Genomic DNA, 17,632 nt, shown 5'->3' with positions numbered 1-17,632 from the left:
GAGATCGTCGCTTAAAACGCAAATACGAATGCCGAAAAAATCAGTCAGTAAGAAAAATTGAAATAATCTACGAGCAGAGCTGGAGTATTACGTTTTTCGCTTGAAATTTTCAGCGGGATGTTCAGGCTTTCAACCGTTAAACGTGGGAATGCTTGACCGGAACCGGATGGTCTGACCTCAGATGGGGTTTGGCGGCGGATCGAGCTGTCGCACGACGCGATGGCTGAAGCTATTTACCGGATCAAGCCAAGAAATTTCCAGTAGGGGACGCTCACTGCGATGGCGAGCAGGGTGGCGAGGTATTTTGCCGCGAGTATCTTGCGTGCTTGCGCGTGCGTGAAGGCCGGTTCGCCGCTGCTGGTCGGACGCGTTTCAGGTTAATCTGAACAGCATCGAGGTTGCGTCCACCCGGTCAACCTTGACGGTCCGTACAGCTTACAGTACATTTAGTTGTACATATGGAACAATTCCTTACGGCCTCCGAGGCGCGTCAAAAGTGGCTCCGGCTGCTCGACGATGTTAAAGACGGTGAGCGAATCGTTATCACACGTCGCGGCAAGCCGGCGGCGGTGGTTATCGATTTCGAACGCCACCAGTTGCTCACGGAACTGGCTCGGCTTTGGCAAGATCCTGAGGCACTCAGACATATGAAAGCAGCGCATGAGGAGATGCGACTCGGGAAGGGAATCCGCGTTAAAGGTCCTCTAACGATCCAAAACATTCTAAAGGTCGCGCGAGACAAGGGCGTCTTTAAGGCTCGTGGCTGAGCCAATTTTCACGCCGGCGTTTCTTAAGCATTTAAGAGACGTGCAAAGCCGCGCCACGAAACTGGAGCAGCACCTGTTAGAGCAAACTCTGGCAGCCATCGTGGCGGATCCGTACCTACCCGAGCGCTTTTGTACCTTTTACAATCCCAACTCACCGACTTACTTTTTGCGCTCGGGTCCCTTCATGATCGAATTCGCCGTCGAGGAAGAGAGCGATACGGTTACGTTTGTCAGCCTGTTTCGCCGCGCCACTCCGTGATCGCAGTGAGGGAAGGCTGCGTGTCGGGTTTACTGCGAGCGATGAATCCACCGATGATGGCTAGGATGGGTTTCAATTTTTTCTGAACCGGATCGGCGTCGACGCCGAAGTTTTCCAGGGCGGTTGCTCCCAGAAGAAATAGCGAGCCCTTGAGGGCGAATATGACCGGACACGGGATCTTGCCTCCTGGGTGGCGCTATCGATGCACCTGAAAACCTCTTCGGCAAAATAGTCGAATAAAAGTTGCGGCGTCGGCGCGCTCGGCGCGCCGTCGGCCGCACCATCGTGCAGGAGCCCTTGTCACCTAGATTTTTCTCAAATAAGATCGGCGCTGAAATTGTTTTTGGGAGCGCGAATGATTCTCGATGGCAAAATCGATCTCGATGTGCCGGTGCAGAAGGCCTGGGATTTTTTGATCGACATCAATAAGTTTTCCACCTGTTTGCCGGGCATCGATGAAGTGCGGCAGATCGATGACAAAACCTTTGAAGGGCTGATCTCGGCGGCGGTGGGGCCGATTTCGGGGAAGTTTAATTTTCGCTCGACCATCGTTGACGCCAATCCGCCCGAGCAGATGGTGGTGAAGACCGAGGGCACGGATTCGGTGACCAAGAGCACGGTCAATGCCGACATGACGGTCGATCTGAAAAAGATTTCGGATGCGAAATCGCAGATGGATTACAAAGCCGACGTAAAGATCAAAGGGCGGCTGGGAATTTTGGGCGATATGGTGCTGCGGGCGACGGCGACGTTGATTTTGCAGGAGTTTACCAAACGGCTGCACAAGGGCTTGAGCGAAGCGTAGGATTTCGGATTTTCTCGCGCAGTGGCGCAGGGGACGCAGAGCTCGGACAGCGAGTAAACTCCTTGCTCGGCGCCCTCAGCGTCTGTGCGCGAGCACCATGGGGATGAAAATATTTAGGAGAAACTGATGGCGGACGAAAAATACGATGTAATTATTGTCGGCGGCGGCTCGGCGGGGTGTGTGGCGGCGATGCGGTTGTCGGAGGATTCGAGCCGTAAAGTTTTGTTGCTCGAAGCGGGGCCGGATCCCTGGCCGCTGCCCGAATTAATCGCTGAGTCGAAGAATCAGACTCGCCTGTTGCTGGAGTCGGATTACATCGCGATGTTTCCGAGCCATCGGCACCTCGACGGCAGCACCTATTACGCGCTTGCCGGGCGCATCATGGGCGGCGGCTCTTCGGTCAACGTCATGTCGGTGTTGCGGCCGCAGCGCTACGACCTCGATCAATGGGTCGCCGCGGGCAATCCCGACTGGACCTATGAGCGCTGTCTGCCGTTCATGAAAAAAATTGAGTCGGATCAGGATTATCCCGACAGCCCGATCCACGGCAAAGACGGGCCGCTTTATGTCAAGCGCAACTTCCGCCTCGATATGGAGATGTCGGCGCCGGTCAGGGCGTTCATCGATGCCGCGGTCGGCATGGGTTTGCCGCTGTGCCCGGATTTAAACGTGCCGGAGCCCTACGGCGTGTGCGCGTCGCCCTACAATATTAAAGACGGCAAACGGCAATCCACCGTCGTCGCATACTTGAACCAGGCGCGCGGGCGGAAGAATTTGACGATCATCGATCAGGCGACGGTGCACACGCTCAAACTCAACGGCAAAAAGGCCGAGGGCGTCAACTACGAGCGCGACGGCAAAATGCACACGGCGCTGGGCGGGCAGATTCTCTTGACCTCCGGCGTCTACGGCTCGCCGCAGATTCTCATGCTTTCGGGCATCGGCCAGGCGGAGCAGTTAAAGAAACACGGCATTTCAGTGGTTCACGAGCTCAAGGGCGTGGGCGAGAACTATCACGATCATCCGGTGGTCTTCATGACCTACGAGGGGCCGAAGGAATCGAAGGAAGACTGGGTGGTGCCGCGCTTTCGTTTGATCATTCGCAAAAACCCGATCAGCGAAGCGGCTAATTTCCACATCAACATGCGGCCGCCGACGGAGGTGACCGGCTTGAAGCGCATGATGCCGATCTCGGCGCATTTGCTCGAGCAAAGAAATCGCGGCCGCGTCACCCTGCAAAGCGCCGACCCGCACGATCAGGTGAACGTGGACTCGGCCATGCTCGAACATCCGGAAGATTTGAAAGCGATGGTCGAGGCGATGAAATTTATCGATGAGCTCGTCCATCGCCCGGTGATCAAAGAGTTCTACGGCCCGCTGATTCAGCCGGGTCCGGGAGACGATTGGGGCGCGTTCGCGCGCAAGACCTACGACAGCTACCACCACGGCGTTGGCACCTGCAAGATGGGGCCGGCGAGCGACGCGATGGCCGTCGTCGATCAGCGCCTGCGCGTGCATGGCATGCAAAATCTCTGGGTCGGCGACGCGGCGATCATGCCGGTGGTGAGCCGCGCGAATACCAACCTGACGTCGATCATGATCGGTGAAAGATTGGCGGATTTTGTGCAGGAAATCGCATAGGAACGTTTGGGGTCTAGGGTCTGGCGTTTGGGGTCGATGGGGGGAACGTTAGACGCTAAACGCCAGACGCTAGCCCGGATTATTCATCGCTGCGGCGCGATCGAAGTGAAACTCTTCCGGAGCGAAGGCAACAGATATCCGCTTCGACGCCGCCTTGTAGGGGCGACCGGCGGTCGCCCTGCTCTGCGAATCGCAGTGGAAAGGTCGAAGAAATGCCCAGCATCGGCGAATTAAACCGAACGATTTGCGCTGATGCCTTCGCTCCTCCAGAGTTCCACTTCGATCGACACAGTGTCATGGGTTTTCCCGGTCGCATGAATAATTCGGGCTAGACGTTTCGAGACGGAGGCATCTATGGCTGACTATCCGTTAAGCGCCGCGGCGATCAAAAGCGAGTTCAAGCGCGCCGGCATTCACTTTGTCGTGGCGCTGCCGGACCGGGTGACGAGCCATCATTTGTTGAAAGGCCTGATCGCCGATCCGGATTACAAAGTCGTGCAGGTCTGCAAAGAAGACGAAGGCGTGTCGATCTGCAGCGGGCTCTACGCCGCCGGGCACAAGTCGGTGCTGATGATGCAGTACACCGGCTTTCTCGATTCGATCAACGCGATTCGCGGCGTCGCCGTGGAAGGGCACTTCCCGGTGGTGATCGTCGTCGGGCTCCTCGGCAAGGAGCCGGATGTGCCGCCGAAGCAGTCGAAAAAATACGGCGTCAAGATTATCGAGCCGATCTGCGATGTCATGGGCCTCGAGCATTGTCTGGTCGAGCGAGATGCCGACGCGCCGAAGATTTCCGCGGCGATTGAAAAATCGTTCGCCGCCGCGTCGCCAGCGATCATCGAGATCGGCAGGGAGCCGCGCTAGCCATGATGAAACGCGATGAGATGCTGAAAACCTTTGCGCGCCAGCGCAAAGATGAGATCGTTGTTGCCGTGTACATGGCGGCGCAGGAGATCACCCATATTGCGCCGAGCGATCTGAATTATACTTTTGTCGGCGCCATGGGGCAGGGCTCGTCGCACGCCTTGGGGTTGGCGCTCGGCCGCCCCGACAAGAAAGTCGTCGTGTTCGACGGCGACGGCAGCTTGCTGATGAATTTGGGCTCGCTCGTGACCATCGCCAATCAGGCGCCGAAAAATTACGTTCACTGTCTGTGCGAGAACGGCTGCTACGAGACCAACGGCTCGGTGCCGACGCCGCGCTCGGGCCAAATGAAGTTCGCCGAGCTGGCGAAGACCGCCGGTTACAAAAAGACCTGGGAGATCGCCGACCTCGCCGAGTGGGAACGCGAGATTCCTAACATTCTCAATACCGAGGGGCCGGTGTTCGTCACGCTCAAGGTGGAAGCCGGCGAGCTCTATCCGGAAGATTTTCGCCGGCTGTACGACCGCGAGTATCGCGATAAGTTTAAAGCTGCGCTGGCGAAAAGCTGAGTTTTTACAAGACTGAAGCAAAGATGGATTTCCCCCCTTTGGAAAAGGGGGGCCAGGGGGGATTTTCTCACGTGCGCAGGACAAAAATCCCCCTCACTCCCCCTTTTTCAAAGGGGGAAGCCCGATCCCGTTTTCGGAGGATTCACCCATGACCTCCGAAGCGGCGGCGCAGGTTCTTGCGCTTATCACCTCTGTGTTTTACGCCTCGGCGCTGGTTTCGGCGCGCGCCGGCATGCGCCATTCGACGCCGGCCACGGCGACGCTGTTTTCCATCGTTATACAAAATGTCCTGCTTTGGGCAGCCGTGTTTATCACCGGCGGTGCGCATGCCGTGCCGCTTGCGGGTATTTTACTTTTTACCCTGGTCGGTATTTTTCAGCTCGGTGTGCGCCTGTTTGCCTACACCGGCGTCGAGAAGATCGGCGCGTCGCGCAGCAGCGCGCTGCAATCGGTCAGTCCGCTGATTAGCGCGACCATCGCGGTGGCGGTGCTGGGCGAGGTGACCACGCCGCTCATCGTGCTCGGCACACTCTTGGTGGTGGCCGGCATCGTGCTGGTTTCGTGGAAGCCGGAGAGGCAGATCGCCAATTTTCGCCGGATCTATTTGCTGCTGCCCATCGGTGCTGCCTGCCTCACTGGGATGAACCATCCGATTCGGCGTTACGTGTTGACCATGGCCAACGAGCCGTTATTTTTCTCGGCGCTCATGGGCTTGGTTTCGGCGGTTGGGTTTGTGATTTACATACTGATTTCGCCGAGTTCCCAGCGGCTGGTGTGGCATCGCCAGGCACTCCGGCCATTCCTCATAACCGGATGTTCGGAGACCCTGGCGATTCTTTGCGTTATCACCGCGATCAGTCTTGGCCGCGTCGTCATCGTCGCGCCCATCGCGGCGTGCTACCCCGTCTGGTCGATGATCCTGGCGGCGATTTTTTTGCGCGACGTCGAGTCGATCAACTGGAAAGTCGTCGTCGGCATTGTCAGTGTGGTGGTGGGGAACTTCGCGATTCATTTGGGGCGATAAACGTAGCAACGCCGGGGTAAATCCAGAAAATCGCGCGCAAAGACGCCAAGGGCGCAAAGTTCGGAAGAAAACGTTCTTGTTCGGAGCCGCCGCCTCGCATAAGATCGACGCAGGAGATTGGCACATGAAACTCTACGATATTTCGTTAACCGTTTCGCCCCAGGGCATTCGCTGGTTAAACTCCCAGCCGATGGAGCTGGTCGAGCGCAAACGCATGAGCCGCGGCGACGCCAACAATTCTTCATCGATTCACGCCAGCGCCCATGCCGGCACTCATGTCGATGCGCCGTTTCACTTCGTGCCGGATGGGGCGACCATCGAATCGATAGCGTTGGAAACCTTTATCGGCCCAGCGCTGGTGTGTGCGGTGGATGCCGGGACCCATGTCACTGGAGCTGATGTGGCCAAGGCGGGCATTATGGGCGACACGCGGGTTTTGTTCAAAACCCGCAACTCGCAGTTGATGAAGAAAGGGGTTTACGACGCGAGCTTCGCGCCGTTCTCGGTGGATGCGGCGGAGGCGTTGGTGAAGCTGGGGGTAAGATTAGTCGGGCTCGATTATCTTTCGGCGGCGGGAGCCACCGAGCAGGTGCCGGTGCACCGGGCGTTTCTCGACCACGGTGTGATCTTGCTCGAAGGCGTGGATTTGTCCGAAGTGCCGCCGGGACGATACGAGCTTTTCTGTCCGCCGGTGAAACTTGCGGGTTCTGACGGCTCGCCGTGCCGGGCGGTGCTGCGCGAGCTGGCGTGAGAATGTTCGGATTGTCTCGCGCCCAGACGCAAAGTTCGCAAAGTTCGAAAACCTCATAGGACGCGATTCATCGCGCCCTGGCATGCGAAAGTTTCCAAAGGATCGGCCAATGAAACACCTACCCTCGATCATCGTTCACGGCGGCGCCGGTCCAATCAAGGACGATAGTCTGCCGGCGCGGCTCGCCGGCTGCAGGGAAGCCGTGTTGGCTGGGCAGAAAATTCTCAACGCCGGCGGCTCGGCGCTCGACGCCGTGGAAGCGGCCGTGGTTATCCTCGAAGACAATCCGTTGTTCAACGCCGGCACCGGCTCCACCCTCAACAGTCTCGGTTGTGTCGAATGCGACGCCGCGCTGATGGAAGGCGATACGCTGCGCGTCGGCGCGGTGGCGGCGGTCTGCGGCATCAAAAATCCGGTTCGTCTGGCGCGGCGGGTGATGGAAGACGGCCGGCACGTGCTGCTTGCGGGCGACGGCGCGAACCTGTTTGCTCGCTCAATCGGGTTCGCCGAATGTTCGCCCGACGCGCTGATCGTTGAGAGTGAAAAGCGCCATTGGGAGAGCAAACATGGCACCGTCGGCTGTGTGGCGTGCGACCGTGGCGGCAAACTCGCTGCCGCAACCTCCACCGGTGGTGTTTTCAAAAAACTTCCGGGCCGTGTCGGCGATTCGCCGCTGATCGGCTGCGGCACCTACGCCGACGAGTTCGGCGCCGCCTCCGGGACGGGGCACGGCGAGGCGTTTATCCGTTTGCTGCTCGCCAAGCGCGCAGTTGGCCATCTCGAAGATGGGCTCGACGCGCCCACAGCCGCGCAAAAGGTGATCGCCTTGCTCGGCGCCAAACTAAGTGCTAGCGGTGGCATCATTCTGATCGACCGCAACGGCAACATCGGCTTTGACCGCAACACGACGCACATGCCGGTGTGCTCTGTCATCGGCGACGCTGAGCCCACCACATCAAGTTAGCCGCACGGCTTCGTCTCTAGCCCGAATTATTCATGCGACCGGGAAAACCCATGACACTGCGTCGATCGAAGTGGAACTCTGGAGGAGCGAAGGCATCCTGAGCGCAAGCGAGGGATCTGCTTTTTCGCGCAATTGCATGAAGCAGATTCTTCGGCTTTGCCGCAAAATGACAATTGCGACACAATCCCGTTTCGGCGGGTAGTCCCGCTGCTACGACTCCGCCTACGGCCTTTGGTGCCCCTTCAAGTTGCGAAAATGGGCCACTATTCCCATAAAGTCTTAGTTTTTCGCGATTTGTCGTGGACATTCAGATAAAAGATCTAACTTTAGACTTGACAATATGGGTATTGTGGTCTAAAACACGCCGAAAGTAGTGAGAATTGGTCCATATTTAGTAAAAAATTTCAGAAGGAAAAAAGGAGGCAGAAAAGATGAAGAAAGGGATCGGATTGGCACTGCTCTCGGCAGCGCTTTTTGCTGGCGCACCAGCATCCGCCCAGAGCGTTGATGAAAAGATCAAGGCGATGGAGCAGGAGCTGACTCAGCTCAAAGAGCAGCAGATCGAGCTCAAGAAAGAAGCGACGGCGGCCGCTGTGGTGCTGCCGAATTTTAGTTATCGTCCGGGCGCCGGTTTGACAATCGAAGCCGCGGACAAAGGCTGGAGCATTAACTTTAGCCTTGAAGGCCACATGAGGATGAACTTCCAAGCTGGCCGCGACCACGCTGGGCGGACCAACGGCGAGGTCGAAGGGCGGCGCTTCCGTTCGCGATTTAATTACTGCATCAACAACTGCTTCTATGAATTCAACCTGCACTACGACAACGACGGTTTCGGTGGGCAAACCGACTTGCAGCGTGGCCAGATGCAAGTGCATTTTGAGAAGATCAATCCTTGGCTGCCTCGCGTGGCGTTTGGCATGGACGGCGAAATGCCTGTCAGCGCCTACCGGCAAGGCTCCGGCACCACCGGCTCACAGGCCGAATACGACATCATGTCGCGCGAGAACGGCTTGAACACGGGCAGCTACGGCAACGGCTTCACGCTCAACTGGGATAACATCAATATTCCGACGGGACGCATTCAAGTGAACTTCGGCATGGCGAGTTTTGGCGAAGCGGGCGACGGATATAGCAATAACACGGACCGCAAGGACTTCGTGCTCTACGCCCGGATCGAACCGTTTTCGAAGACCAAAAACAAATGGATCCAGGGTTTTGGTCTTGAGAACATGCACTACTGGTGTAACAACGATCCGCGCAATACGAACTCCACCAGCTCTAATGGCTCCGGGGTCTTTAGTGCTTGCAGCCGGCTACGGCTTCGGGATCATGGCAGCGGTGGGCGGCAGACGCTGTTTATATTCTCGCCGTCGAGTAGTGGCGGCCGAGGGACGACTGACTACAACTTAACGGGTATAGGTTGGAAAGTGGGGCCGTACTGGCTGCGTGCCATCCGCGGCGCCTGGGATCTTGATGCTGGCCGCAACAGCCAGGGATCTGGTGCCAAAGGACGCAACTTCCTGATCGGCCATGACCTGTTTCTGTGGAGCCCGAAGGGCTGGTTTACGGGAGACACCGGGACGCCGGGGTCGATCCTGTTCGGCACGCACTTCGAGCGCAACGATGTCAGCTGCGGCCGGTCGAACTGTGCGACGGGCAGTGAATTCTCGCGCAACCGTGTTCTGATTCGTGAGTGGGACTTGTTTTACTTCCTGCCGAACCGGATCAGCGTGGGCGGTACGGTGCAGTGGTATGACGCGTCGAACCTGCGCAGCGGCAGAACCGAAGCGCAAGAGAACCTGGGTTGCAGCAGCGCTGGCCGTTCGACGCGGGGCAAGAGCTGCGATTGGACCAACGTGCAACTGAACTTCCGGGCCTCGTTCTAAACGGGCGACCACCGACATGGAAAAAGGGGAGCCAGCCGGCTCCCCTTTTTTTGTCTCTTCAAACAAAAATATTTACGCGCGAGGATTTTCTGCTTGACAATTAACGCGCGGCTAAAGTATAGGACTTTAGACTTCTAATTATCACCAAAGTCCTAAATATACCGTGGAGGTCTCAATGCAAAAGGGTTCTCTGATTACGAATATTATCGTAGCATCCGGGTTGTTTGCGCTGGCAGCTTGTTCAACGCAGGATGAAAAGCCCGCGCCGGCACCGGCACCGGCGCCTGCGCCTGCGCCGGCCAAAGCCGAAACAAAAGCAGAGCCGGCCAAGGCAACCAAGGTAGCTGGCGACGTCGGTTTATTGGACACGGAAAAGAACTACATGATCATCGTTACCAAAGAAGGCAAGCTGGTGACCATCGATTATGACGCAAAGTTTCAGCCGACGCAGCGCATTTTGCAGGCCAGCAAGATGGGTAACATCGGTTTGGGATCGTCGGCGACCGTCACCTACACCAAGGACGGTGACAAGAATATTGCATCCAACATTGAGTACCTACCGGCAAAGGGTGAGTAAACCTTAGGCGGCGGTTAGAGAGAATCGAGAGCGAACGAGCAAGGAGAACGGGAAATGACAAAGAAACTGAATTTAGGGGGCGGTCTGGCGATTGTACTTGCAGCGAGTTTGAGCATGCCGGTCATCGCGCAGGAGAAAAAGGCCGAGGCGAAAAAAGCGGAGCCCGCGAAAGCCAAAGCAGAGAAAGTTGGCGGTGATATCGGTTTACTCGACACCGAGAAAAACTATATGATCGTCGTGACGAAGGATGGCAAGCTGGTGACGCTGGATTTCAACGCCAAGACGAAGGTCGTGGGAATCGGAGAGACCAAAGTGAAAATGGCCAACGTGGGATTGGGCTCTTCAGCGACGGTCGAATACGTGACCAAGGGCGAAAAGAATTTCCTGACAAAAATGACATTCGTTCCTGCGAAAGGTGAGTAAGGCTGAGCGTTGGCGGGTGCCCACTTTAGTTCGTTAGTGGCACCGTAAACGAAATTTTTGTGCCACCACCGGGGGAGGACTTAACCAGGAGTTCTCCCCCGATTTTCTTTATGCGTTCGCGCATGCTTTGCAGCCCCAAGCCCTGTCCGTTTTGCATGCTGGCTAGGTTCATGCCGGCGCCGTTGTCCTCGATATTTCCTTCCAAAGAGATGATCTTTTGAATCAGTTGCAGATCGATGCGTGACGCGTGCGAATGGCGCGTGACGTTGGCCAAACCTTCGCGCAAAACGTAGTAGATTTCGGTCTCCACCGTCTCGGGCAGGTCCACATCTTCGGGGTCGGTTCCCAAAATAACTTCCATATTCAAGCCTTGCTGCAGGAAGCGCAGCTCTTCGCGCAACCGCTTCAACAGTGTCCCATGCACCAGTGGCTTGGTTTCCTTGCCGGAGAGGAACTGGCGAATCTCGTTCATGGAGTCGCGGGTCAGCTCTTCCATTGAGCGCAGATCGCTTTCGATTTCCGAGTCTTTGGGTCTGTCTGCCAACTTTCCTCGGCAACTCTCCAAGCGCAGAATGAGGGTTGCCAGCGACTGTAGAATGCCGTCGTGCAGGTCGAACATGATCCGGCGCCGCTCTTGGAGCGCGGAGATTTGGCCCGCTGTGCGCGACAGCGCCAGGAGTTTTTGATTCTGGCGCTTTTCGAATTCGCTGATGTAGCCGAAGATGCAAGCTAGAGCGATTAAATAGAAGCAACGCACGACAACGGTGTCGATGCCGATCGGCTCGCCGCCCGACTCTGCCCGCAAAGTTAAACGAATGGTGAAATAGATGGCGACGCCGGTGAATGCCACCGGCAGACTTCCCTTGATGCCCCAGCGCAGGCTCGCGCTGATGACCGGGAAAGAATAATACGTGAAAAACGGCGTGCGTGAGCCGCCGGTGGAGAGCACGATCAGCGCGATCCAAAGCACATCGAGGGGCGTGGTCACGAGGATGAGGCGAGTCGATCTCACCCGGTTTTTGCGGAGGAGGTACAATATCGAGGTGCTGTAGAGCAGAAACGTTGCCAGAGAAAAAGTTGACAGCGCCGGGAAGCGCGCGACCCGCGATGGATTGAGTTGGATGACAATCACCGCCAGTATGGCAAAGGCCAGCCGCAGCCACGCGAGCGCCTTCTCGCGCTCGATGATCCAGCCTTCTTCGAGTGGGGTCTTGATGTCGCTCGCCATGGTCGACGCACTCCCGACTAGTGAGTCGTCCGACCACGCAGCATTAAGGCCGCCTTAAAGCGGTTATTGACTTTCAGCTTGTCGAAAATGTTGGTCAAATGGGTTTTGACGGTCTTCTCGCTGATGAAGATTTTTTTGCCGATCTCTTCGTTGGTCAGACCCTCAGCGACCAGGCGGAGAATTTCCAGCTCCCTTTTAGTTAAGGTGCCGATGGCGTTGTCCGTGCGCGGCGTCGGCATGGGGCGAGCCTCGGTTTGGCCGCTGGCGATTTCCAGGAAAGTTTCCCATGAGGGAATTTCCTTGTCGATCCATGGACTCCCGCCGTGGACACTCTTGATCGCTTGCACCAGTGTCGCCGAGGGAACGCCCTTCGAGACATAGCCTTTCGCGCCGCTCTTAGCGGCGTTGAGAACGTTCTCGTCGTCGGAAAACGCGGTTAAGACTACGACTCGGGTGGCCGGCGTGCGCGCCGTGACGTCGAGCAAGTTTTGCACAAGCTCACCTTTGGGCATTTTCAAATCCAAGAGCAGGACATCGGGTTTTGTGCGCTCTGCGACTTTGGTCGCCTCGTCGCCATTGGCGGCTTCGCCTACGACCAAGATGTCTTTTTCCAGGGCAAGAATCTTGCGCAATCCGTCGCGGAACAGCGCATGGTCATCGGCGATGACAACTCTTATCTCAGTCATAGTGGTTGTCTCCATATTTCTGTCAGCAGGGCCTAGTACCTGAGTAGGTTACATCAAACTCAAACAAGTGAAAATAGTGAGTTATGCCGAGACCAAGCGACTGAGATTGTCGCTCCTCCAGAGTTCCACTTCGATCGACACAGTGTCATGGGTTTTCCCGGTCGCATGAATAATTCGGGCTAGGTTCCGGCCAAGGGCGAATAAGGTTTATAGTTTTAATAGAAAAGGGGGCAGGTTTCACAACCTTGCCCCCTTTTTATTGATAGCCGCTTTGACTCGGTTACAGAAATATCGTTCTAAAACCCCTCTTCTTCGAAGTCATTGACCACCAGCTTGCGATAACCCCGTTCATCCTCGAGGGTCTTCTGCCGTTTGCTTTCTTTCTCGTTTTCTTCCTGGCATTTGACGCAGAGACGGGTGAAGGGTAAGACCTTCAGGCGGCCTAGCTGAATCTCTCCTTCGCAGCTCTCACAGATCCCGTAGGACTTTTCTTTGATCCGCTGCAGGGCTTCGTCGATGGCCAGCAGCTTCTCGCGCTCGCGGTCGTTTAGGATAAAATTGATTTCGCGATCGCGCTCGTCGCTGGCCAAGTCGTAGGTGTCGCGGCCCTCGTCTTTGAGGCCTTCGGTTTCGCCTTTGACGCGGCCCTGCATTTCCTTCATCAGCTGCTTTTTCATGCCGTTTAACATGAGAGAGGCCTGTTTTAGGAAGTCGCGGCGTTGTTTTTTTTCTTTTTCTAGGAAGTCGCGGCGTTGTTTTTTTTCTTTTTCTAGGAGGTCGCGGCGTTGTTTTTTTTCTTTTTCGGGGTCGACTTTAGTTGCCATGGGTTTGCTCACCAATCAGGTCGTAGTCCAGGGCGGAAGTAATTCTGATGTCTAGCATCGATCCGGGTGCGAGTTCCTTCTCAGTGGGGCCGATGTGCACGACCCCGTCAACTTCCGGAGCGTGGGCTTGGGTGCGCCCGCAAATCATCCCCGTTTCTGAATCGATCCTGTCGATCATAACCCGCTGAATGGAGCCAATCAAGGCCTCATTTTTTTTTCTTGAAATGTCCGCTTGCAGGTCCATGACTTCCTGCCAGCGCCTTTCTTTCTCCTGCTCGTCTATCTTGTCGCCCATTGTCGCGGCTGCGGTGCCTTCCTCTTCCGAATACTTGAAAACGCCAAGGCGCTCGAAGCCCGCTTCCTCGACAAAATCGCACAGTTCGTCGAAATCGTCTTCGGTCTCGCCGGGAAAGCCGACGATCAAAGATGTCCGCAGTGTCAGGGCGGGGATGGCGCCGCGCAGCTTGGCGATGGCTTCGCGGACGGCGCTGCCGCTCTTGCCGCGGCGCATCTTGGTCAATAAGCGCTTGCTGATGTGCTGGAACGGGATGTCGATGTACTTGCAAATCTTGTCGCTGTTGCGGATCAGGTCGAGCAGGGGAGCGTCGAGGAAATTGGGATAGGAGTACAAGAGCCGGAGCCAGACGACTTCGGGAAGGCGGTCCAGCTCGCGCAAAAGACCGTAAAGCGTCGTGCCGTCCTTGCGGTCGCGGCCGTAGGCGGTCAGGTCCTGGGCGATCAGGTTGATTTCCTTGACGCCGCTTTGGCTCAGCATCCGTGCCTCGGCGACTACCGAGTCGATCGAACGGCTGCGCGACGGGCCGCGCAGCTGGGGGATGATGCAAAAAGCACACTTGTGGTCGCACCCTTCGGAGACCTTTAAATAGGTCGTGTGGGACGCGGTGGTGCGCAGCCGGGGGGTGGCATGGTCGTAGAGATAGCTGGGCAAGCCGACATACTGTCGCCGGCTCCGGTTGGCCTCGTGCTCGCGCAGGATGTCGACGATGCGCGGCACCTCGCCGGTGCCGATAAACAGGTCGACCTCGGGCAGCTCGCTCGCCATGGCCTCCGGGTAGCGCTGCGACAGGCAGCCGGCGACGATGAGCTTTTTTACCTGGCCAGCATCCTTGAGTTTGGAGATTTCCAATATCGTGTCGATGGACTCTTCCTTGGCAGCGCCGATGAAGCCGCAGGTGTTGACCATGACGATGTCAGCGCTGCTTGGCTCCTCGACGATTTCGTAGTCATGCTGCTTCAACAAGCCGGCCATGACCTCGGAATCGACCAGGTTGCGGGCGCAGCCCAGGCTGACGATGCTAAGTTTTTTCGGCGTCTGGCTCACTGGCCCAGCTCCACTACGTCGGCGCCGGCGGGAACTTGGAATTGAAACAGGGAATCTTTGACGCCGGTGCCCTTCTGCATCGCAGCAAAGCGCAATGTCGTCACATTGCTGGCGGCGTCGCGCACGCTGACCGATTGGATGTCGAAGCTGTTCTTGTTGACGCTGATGAGGATTTCGCTGTAGCCGCCCGCTTCGCCCTTGGGTTCCAGACGCAGGGTGTACTGATTGCCCTCACTGGATTGGAGCGCGGCGTTGAAGTCTTTTTTCAAGTTGCCCAAGCCGAGCAAAAACGACAGCGGGATGTCGCCGCGAAAGGCGTTCTTCAGCGGGCTTTTGATCACCTGGTTTTGCTCGGGCTGAAAGAAGTAAAGATGCTTGCCGTCGGCCAGGACGAATTGGCCCTTGGGCTCTTCGTAGCGCCAGAGCATCTTGCCCGGCCGTTTGTAGGTGATTTTGCCGCTGGCCTTGAGGCTGCGGTTGAGGGTTTTGACCGCGGTCTCCTGGCTGAAGTCGGCGACGAAATCGCCGGTCGCGTCGTAGTTTTTTTGCAGCGCGTCGACGATGGCATCGGCGCTCGGTTCGGCGCTGTGGAGTTGCGCCGTCAGTGCGAATGCGGCGAGAACCGCAGCCGTGATGATTTGACCCCCCTTTTTCAAAGGCGGGAATTTTAGGAGGAGCGCTGCCAGCAATTTCCCCAAAAAGCTATTCTTCAATTTTTCTTGCATAGACTTCGCGCGGTTTGGCGCCGTCGGCTGGGCCTACCACCCCGTCGCGCTCCATTTGTTCGATCATGCGGGCGGCGCGGTTGTAGCCGACGCGCAGCCGGCGCTGGACCATCGAGATCGACGCTTGCTGGGTTTCGGTGACGATGGCCACTGCCTGGTCGTACATCTCGTCATATTCTTCGTCCGCCGCCGCCGCTGCCTCCATCTCTTTTTTGGCTTGCAGGACATCGGTGCGGTACTGCGGCCGGCCCTGGGCCTTGATGAACTTCATGACCCGGCGCACTTCCTGGTCCGAGACAAAGGCGCCGTGGACGCGGGTCAGGCGCGCCGTTCCCGGCGGCAAATAGAGCAAATCGCCGTTGCCCAGAAGCTTTTCCGCGCCCATGGAATCCAAGATCGTCCGCGAATCGATGCGCGAAGTGACTTGAAACGAAACCCGCGCCGGAAAGTTGGCCTTGATCAGACCGGTGATGACGTCGACCGAGGGCCGCTGCGTGGCGAGAATCAGATGGATGCCGGCGGCGCGCGCTTTTTGCGCCAGGCGGGTGATGTACTCCTCGATGTCGCGCCCGACGGTCATCATGAGGTCGGCCAGCTCGTCGACGATAATAACGATGCGCGGCATTTTTTCATGGACGATCGGCGCCGCTTCGCTCAAGTCGCCGCCGAGCTCCGCGGCGTCGCCCGATGGTCCTTCTTGCGCGCTGACCGTCGGGCTCCGACCGGCGTTCTCCTTTTCCGAACTCTTGTTGTAGCTGTCGATGTTGCGCACGCCCTTGTCTCTCATTAGACGATAGCGGCGGTCCATTTCATCCATCGCCCAGAACAGCGCCGCGGCGGCCTTTTTGGGATCGGTGACCACCGGCACGAGCAAATGCGGAATATCTTCATAAACCGTCAACTCGAGCATCTTGGGGTCGACCATGATGAATTTGACGTCCGAAGGCGACGATTTGAAAAGGATGCTCAAAATCATCGCGTTGATCGACACCGATTTACCGGTGCCGGTGGCGCCGGCGACCAGCAGATGCGGCATGCGCGCCAGATCGGCGGCGAAGGGGGTGCCGCCGATGTCCTTGCCTAACGCCAAGGTTATCTTCGATTCGGAGGCTTGATAGGCCTCGCCCTCGATCATCTCGCGCAGATAGACCGTTTCGCGGCGCGGGTTGGGAATCTCGATGCCGACCACCGATTCGCCGGGAATCGGCGCCAAAATGCGCACGCTGACGGCGCGCAGCGCCATCGCCAGGTCGTCGGCCAACATGACGATGCGCCGGACTTTGACACCCGGTGCGGGCTTGAACTCGTACATGGTGATGACCGGCCCGGGGCGCACCGCCACCACTTCGCCCTCGACGCCAAAGTCGGCGAGCTTTTTTTGCAGAATGATCGAGTTGGCTTGCAGCGTTTCTTTGTCAATTTTAGACGGCTGCTCTTCGGGCATGTCGAGCAGCTCCGGCGGCGGCACTTTGTAGCCTTCTTCGCTGATGACCGGCAGCTTGAATTGCTCGGGCGGCACGGCGCTCTTTTTCGGCGCTTTCTTGCCCGGCTCGTCGCGCAGCTCATCTTTGACGACGATCTGCGGCGGTGTGTAATCGGGCCGTTCTTTCTTGGCGTTCTCTTTGGAGGTTTCGGCTTTGCGCTTTTCCTGTTTCTCTTTGAGGTCTTTGATTTTTTCGCCGACCGCCGGCAGCACCGATTTGCGCAGCTGGAGAATATTTTTCGAGGTGCGATCGAACAGGTCCGCCAAAGAGTTCTGCGTCAGCAGCATGAGCGAGAGCAACAGCGCCGCAAGCGTAATCAACGTCGCGCTGATGCGGCCGAACCAAGGCACCAGAATCGCTTCTTTGAAAAAGCCGCCGACAATGCCGCCGGCTTCGCGGGCGTTTTCGGCATCGATGAAAATGCTGATCGTCACCGCTACGCTGAGAAAAAACACCCCGTAGCCCAAAGTCTTGAGCCACGAGATGCCTTTAAACTGGGCGCGAAAGAGCTGAAAAGCGATCATGGCGCCAAACACCGGAAACAAAAACGACGACAGGCCGAAGCCTTGGAGCAGCATATCGGCGAGGTAGGCGCCCAAAAAACCGCCCCAATTATGGGTCTGCACCAAGCCCGACGGGGTGTTGAACGAGCGGTCCTTGACGTCGAACGACAGGAGGCTAATGGTGATGAGCAGCACTGTGAGAAACAGCACCACGCCCCAGATTTCGCGAGTTAAACGTCCTTTTTCCATGATCACTTCAATCCAATTTCACCACGAAGCGGCACGAAGAGCACGAAGGGAAGAAAAGAAA

At 57.2% G+C, this 17,632-nt stretch carries 18 protein-coding genes; 12 read left to right on the top strand and 6 right to left on the bottom strand.

Going from position 1 to position 17,632, the window contains the following annotated elements:
* Nucleotides 1-458: 458 nt before the first annotated feature.
* The 12 genes from FJ145_14830 to FJ145_14775 all read left to right on the top strand — a co-directional run bounded on the left by FJ145_14830 (nt 459) and on the right by FJ145_14775 (nt 10,530).
* Complete coding sequence (locus FJ145_14830) at nt 459-767, top strand: type II toxin-antitoxin system prevent-host-death family antitoxin (GenBank protein ID MBM4262692.1); 309 nt, start codon at nt 459-461, stop codon at nt 765-767.
* Nucleotides 760-1,026: a hypothetical protein gene (locus FJ145_14825; protein ID MBM4262691.1), complete on the top strand. Its 267-nt coding sequence runs from the start codon at nt 760-762 to the stop codon at nt 1,024-1,026. Before FJ145_14830 ends, FJ145_14825 begins: the two co-directional genes overlap by 8 nt.
* 355 nt (nt 1,027-1,381) lie before the next feature.
* Entirely contained in the window at nt 1,382-1,831 is a 450-nt protein-coding gene (locus FJ145_14820) for a hypothetical protein (GenBank protein ID MBM4262690.1), read from the top strand.
* 126 nt (nt 1,832-1,957) lie between these two features.
* Nucleotides 1,958-3,472 carry an FAD-binding protein gene (locus FJ145_14815; protein ID MBM4262689.1) on the top strand — a complete coding sequence of 505 codons (1,515 nt, stop codon included), beginning with the start codon at nt 1,958-1,960 and terminating at the stop codon, nt 3,470-3,472.
* A gap of 354 nt (nt 3,473-3,826) precedes the next feature.
* The gene (locus tag FJ145_14810) at nt 3,827-4,336 is read left to right on the top strand and encodes a decarboxylase (protein MBM4262688.1); all 510 of its coding nucleotides are present in this window, start codon (nt 3,827-3,829) and stop codon (nt 4,334-4,336) included.
* 2 nt (nt 4,337-4,338) lie between these two features.
* Nucleotides 4,339-4,905, top strand: a complete 567-nt coding sequence (locus tag FJ145_14805) for a thiamine pyrophosphate-binding protein (protein ID MBM4262687.1) — start codon at nt 4,339-4,341, stop codon at nt 4,903-4,905.
* A gap of 148 nt (nt 4,906-5,053) precedes the next feature.
* A complete protein-coding gene (locus tag FJ145_14800) occupies nt 5,054-5,929 on the top strand; it encodes a hypothetical protein (GenBank protein ID MBM4262686.1) in 876 nt (291 codons plus the stop codon).
* A 124-nt stretch (nt 5,930-6,053) separates the two neighbouring features.
* Nucleotides 6,054-6,680, top strand: a complete 627-nt coding sequence (locus FJ145_14795; protein ID MBM4262685.1) for a cyclase family protein — start codon at nt 6,054-6,056, stop codon at nt 6,678-6,680.
* 109 nt (nt 6,681-6,789) lie between these two features.
* Nucleotides 6,790-7,644 carry a peptidase T gene (locus FJ145_14790; protein MBM4262684.1) on the top strand — a complete coding sequence of 285 codons (855 nt, stop codon included), beginning with the start codon at nt 6,790-6,792 and terminating at the stop codon, nt 7,642-7,644.
* Nucleotides 7,645-8,075: 431 nt separating this feature from the next.
* On the top strand, nt 8,076-9,530 hold the full coding sequence (locus FJ145_14785; protein MBM4262683.1) for a hypothetical protein: 1,455 nt from the start codon (nt 8,076-8,078) through the stop codon (nt 9,528-9,530).
* A gap of 175 nt (nt 9,531-9,705) precedes the next feature.
* Entirely contained in the window at nt 9,706-10,107 is a 402-nt protein-coding gene (locus FJ145_14780; GenBank protein ID MBM4262682.1) for a hypothetical protein, read from the top strand.
* Between the two features lie 54 nt (nt 10,108-10,161).
* Complete coding sequence (locus tag FJ145_14775) at nt 10,162-10,530, top strand: hypothetical protein (protein ID MBM4262681.1); 369 nt, start codon at nt 10,162-10,164, stop codon at nt 10,528-10,530.
* Between the two features lie 25 nt (nt 10,531-10,555).
* On the opposite strand, the gene FJ145_14770 is transcribed toward FJ145_14775, so the two are convergent.
* From FJ145_14770 to FJ145_14745, 6 genes are all read right to left on the bottom strand, one after another.
* Nucleotides 10,556-11,758 (bottom strand): sensor histidine kinase, encoded by a 1,203-nt coding sequence (locus tag FJ145_14770; protein MBM4262680.1) that lies wholly within the window; start codon nt 11,756-11,758, stop codon nt 10,556-10,558.
* 17 nt (nt 11,759-11,775) lie between these two features.
* Entirely contained in the window at nt 11,776-12,459 is a 684-nt protein-coding gene (locus tag FJ145_14765) for a response regulator transcription factor (protein ID MBM4262679.1), read from the bottom strand.
* Nucleotides 12,460-12,740: 281 nt separating this feature from the next.
* Entirely contained in the window at nt 12,741-13,133 is a 393-nt protein-coding gene (locus FJ145_14760; protein MBM4262678.1) for a TraR/DksA family transcriptional regulator, read from the bottom strand.
* Between the two features lie 124 nt (nt 13,134-13,257).
* The gene (gene rimO / locus FJ145_14755) at nt 13,258-14,610 is read right to left on the bottom strand and encodes a 30S ribosomal protein S12 methylthiotransferase RimO (GenBank protein MBM4262677.1); all 1,353 of its coding nucleotides are present in this window, start codon (nt 14,608-14,610) and stop codon (nt 13,258-13,260) included.
* Nucleotides 14,607-15,335 (bottom strand): outer membrane lipoprotein chaperone LolA, encoded by a 729-nt coding sequence (gene lolA / locus FJ145_14750; GenBank protein MBM4262676.1) that lies wholly within the window; start codon nt 15,333-15,335, stop codon nt 14,607-14,609. The genes rimO and lolA overlap by 4 nt, the downstream gene beginning before the upstream one ends.
* Entirely contained in the window at nt 15,313-17,571 is a 2,259-nt protein-coding gene (locus FJ145_14745) for a DNA translocase FtsK (protein MBM4262675.1), read from the bottom strand. The genes lolA and FJ145_14745 overlap by 23 nt, the downstream gene beginning before the upstream one ends.
* Nucleotides 17,572-17,632: the final 61 nt, after the last annotated feature.

The sequence above is a fragment of the Deltaproteobacteria bacterium genome (assembly GCA_016874755.1).
Taxonomy (GTDB): domain Bacteria; phylum Desulfobacterota; class Binatia; order UBA9968; family UBA9968; genus DP-20.
The sequence above is the reverse complement of the archived record's forward strand: the minus strand, read 5'-3'. Positions and strand labels throughout refer to the sequence as shown.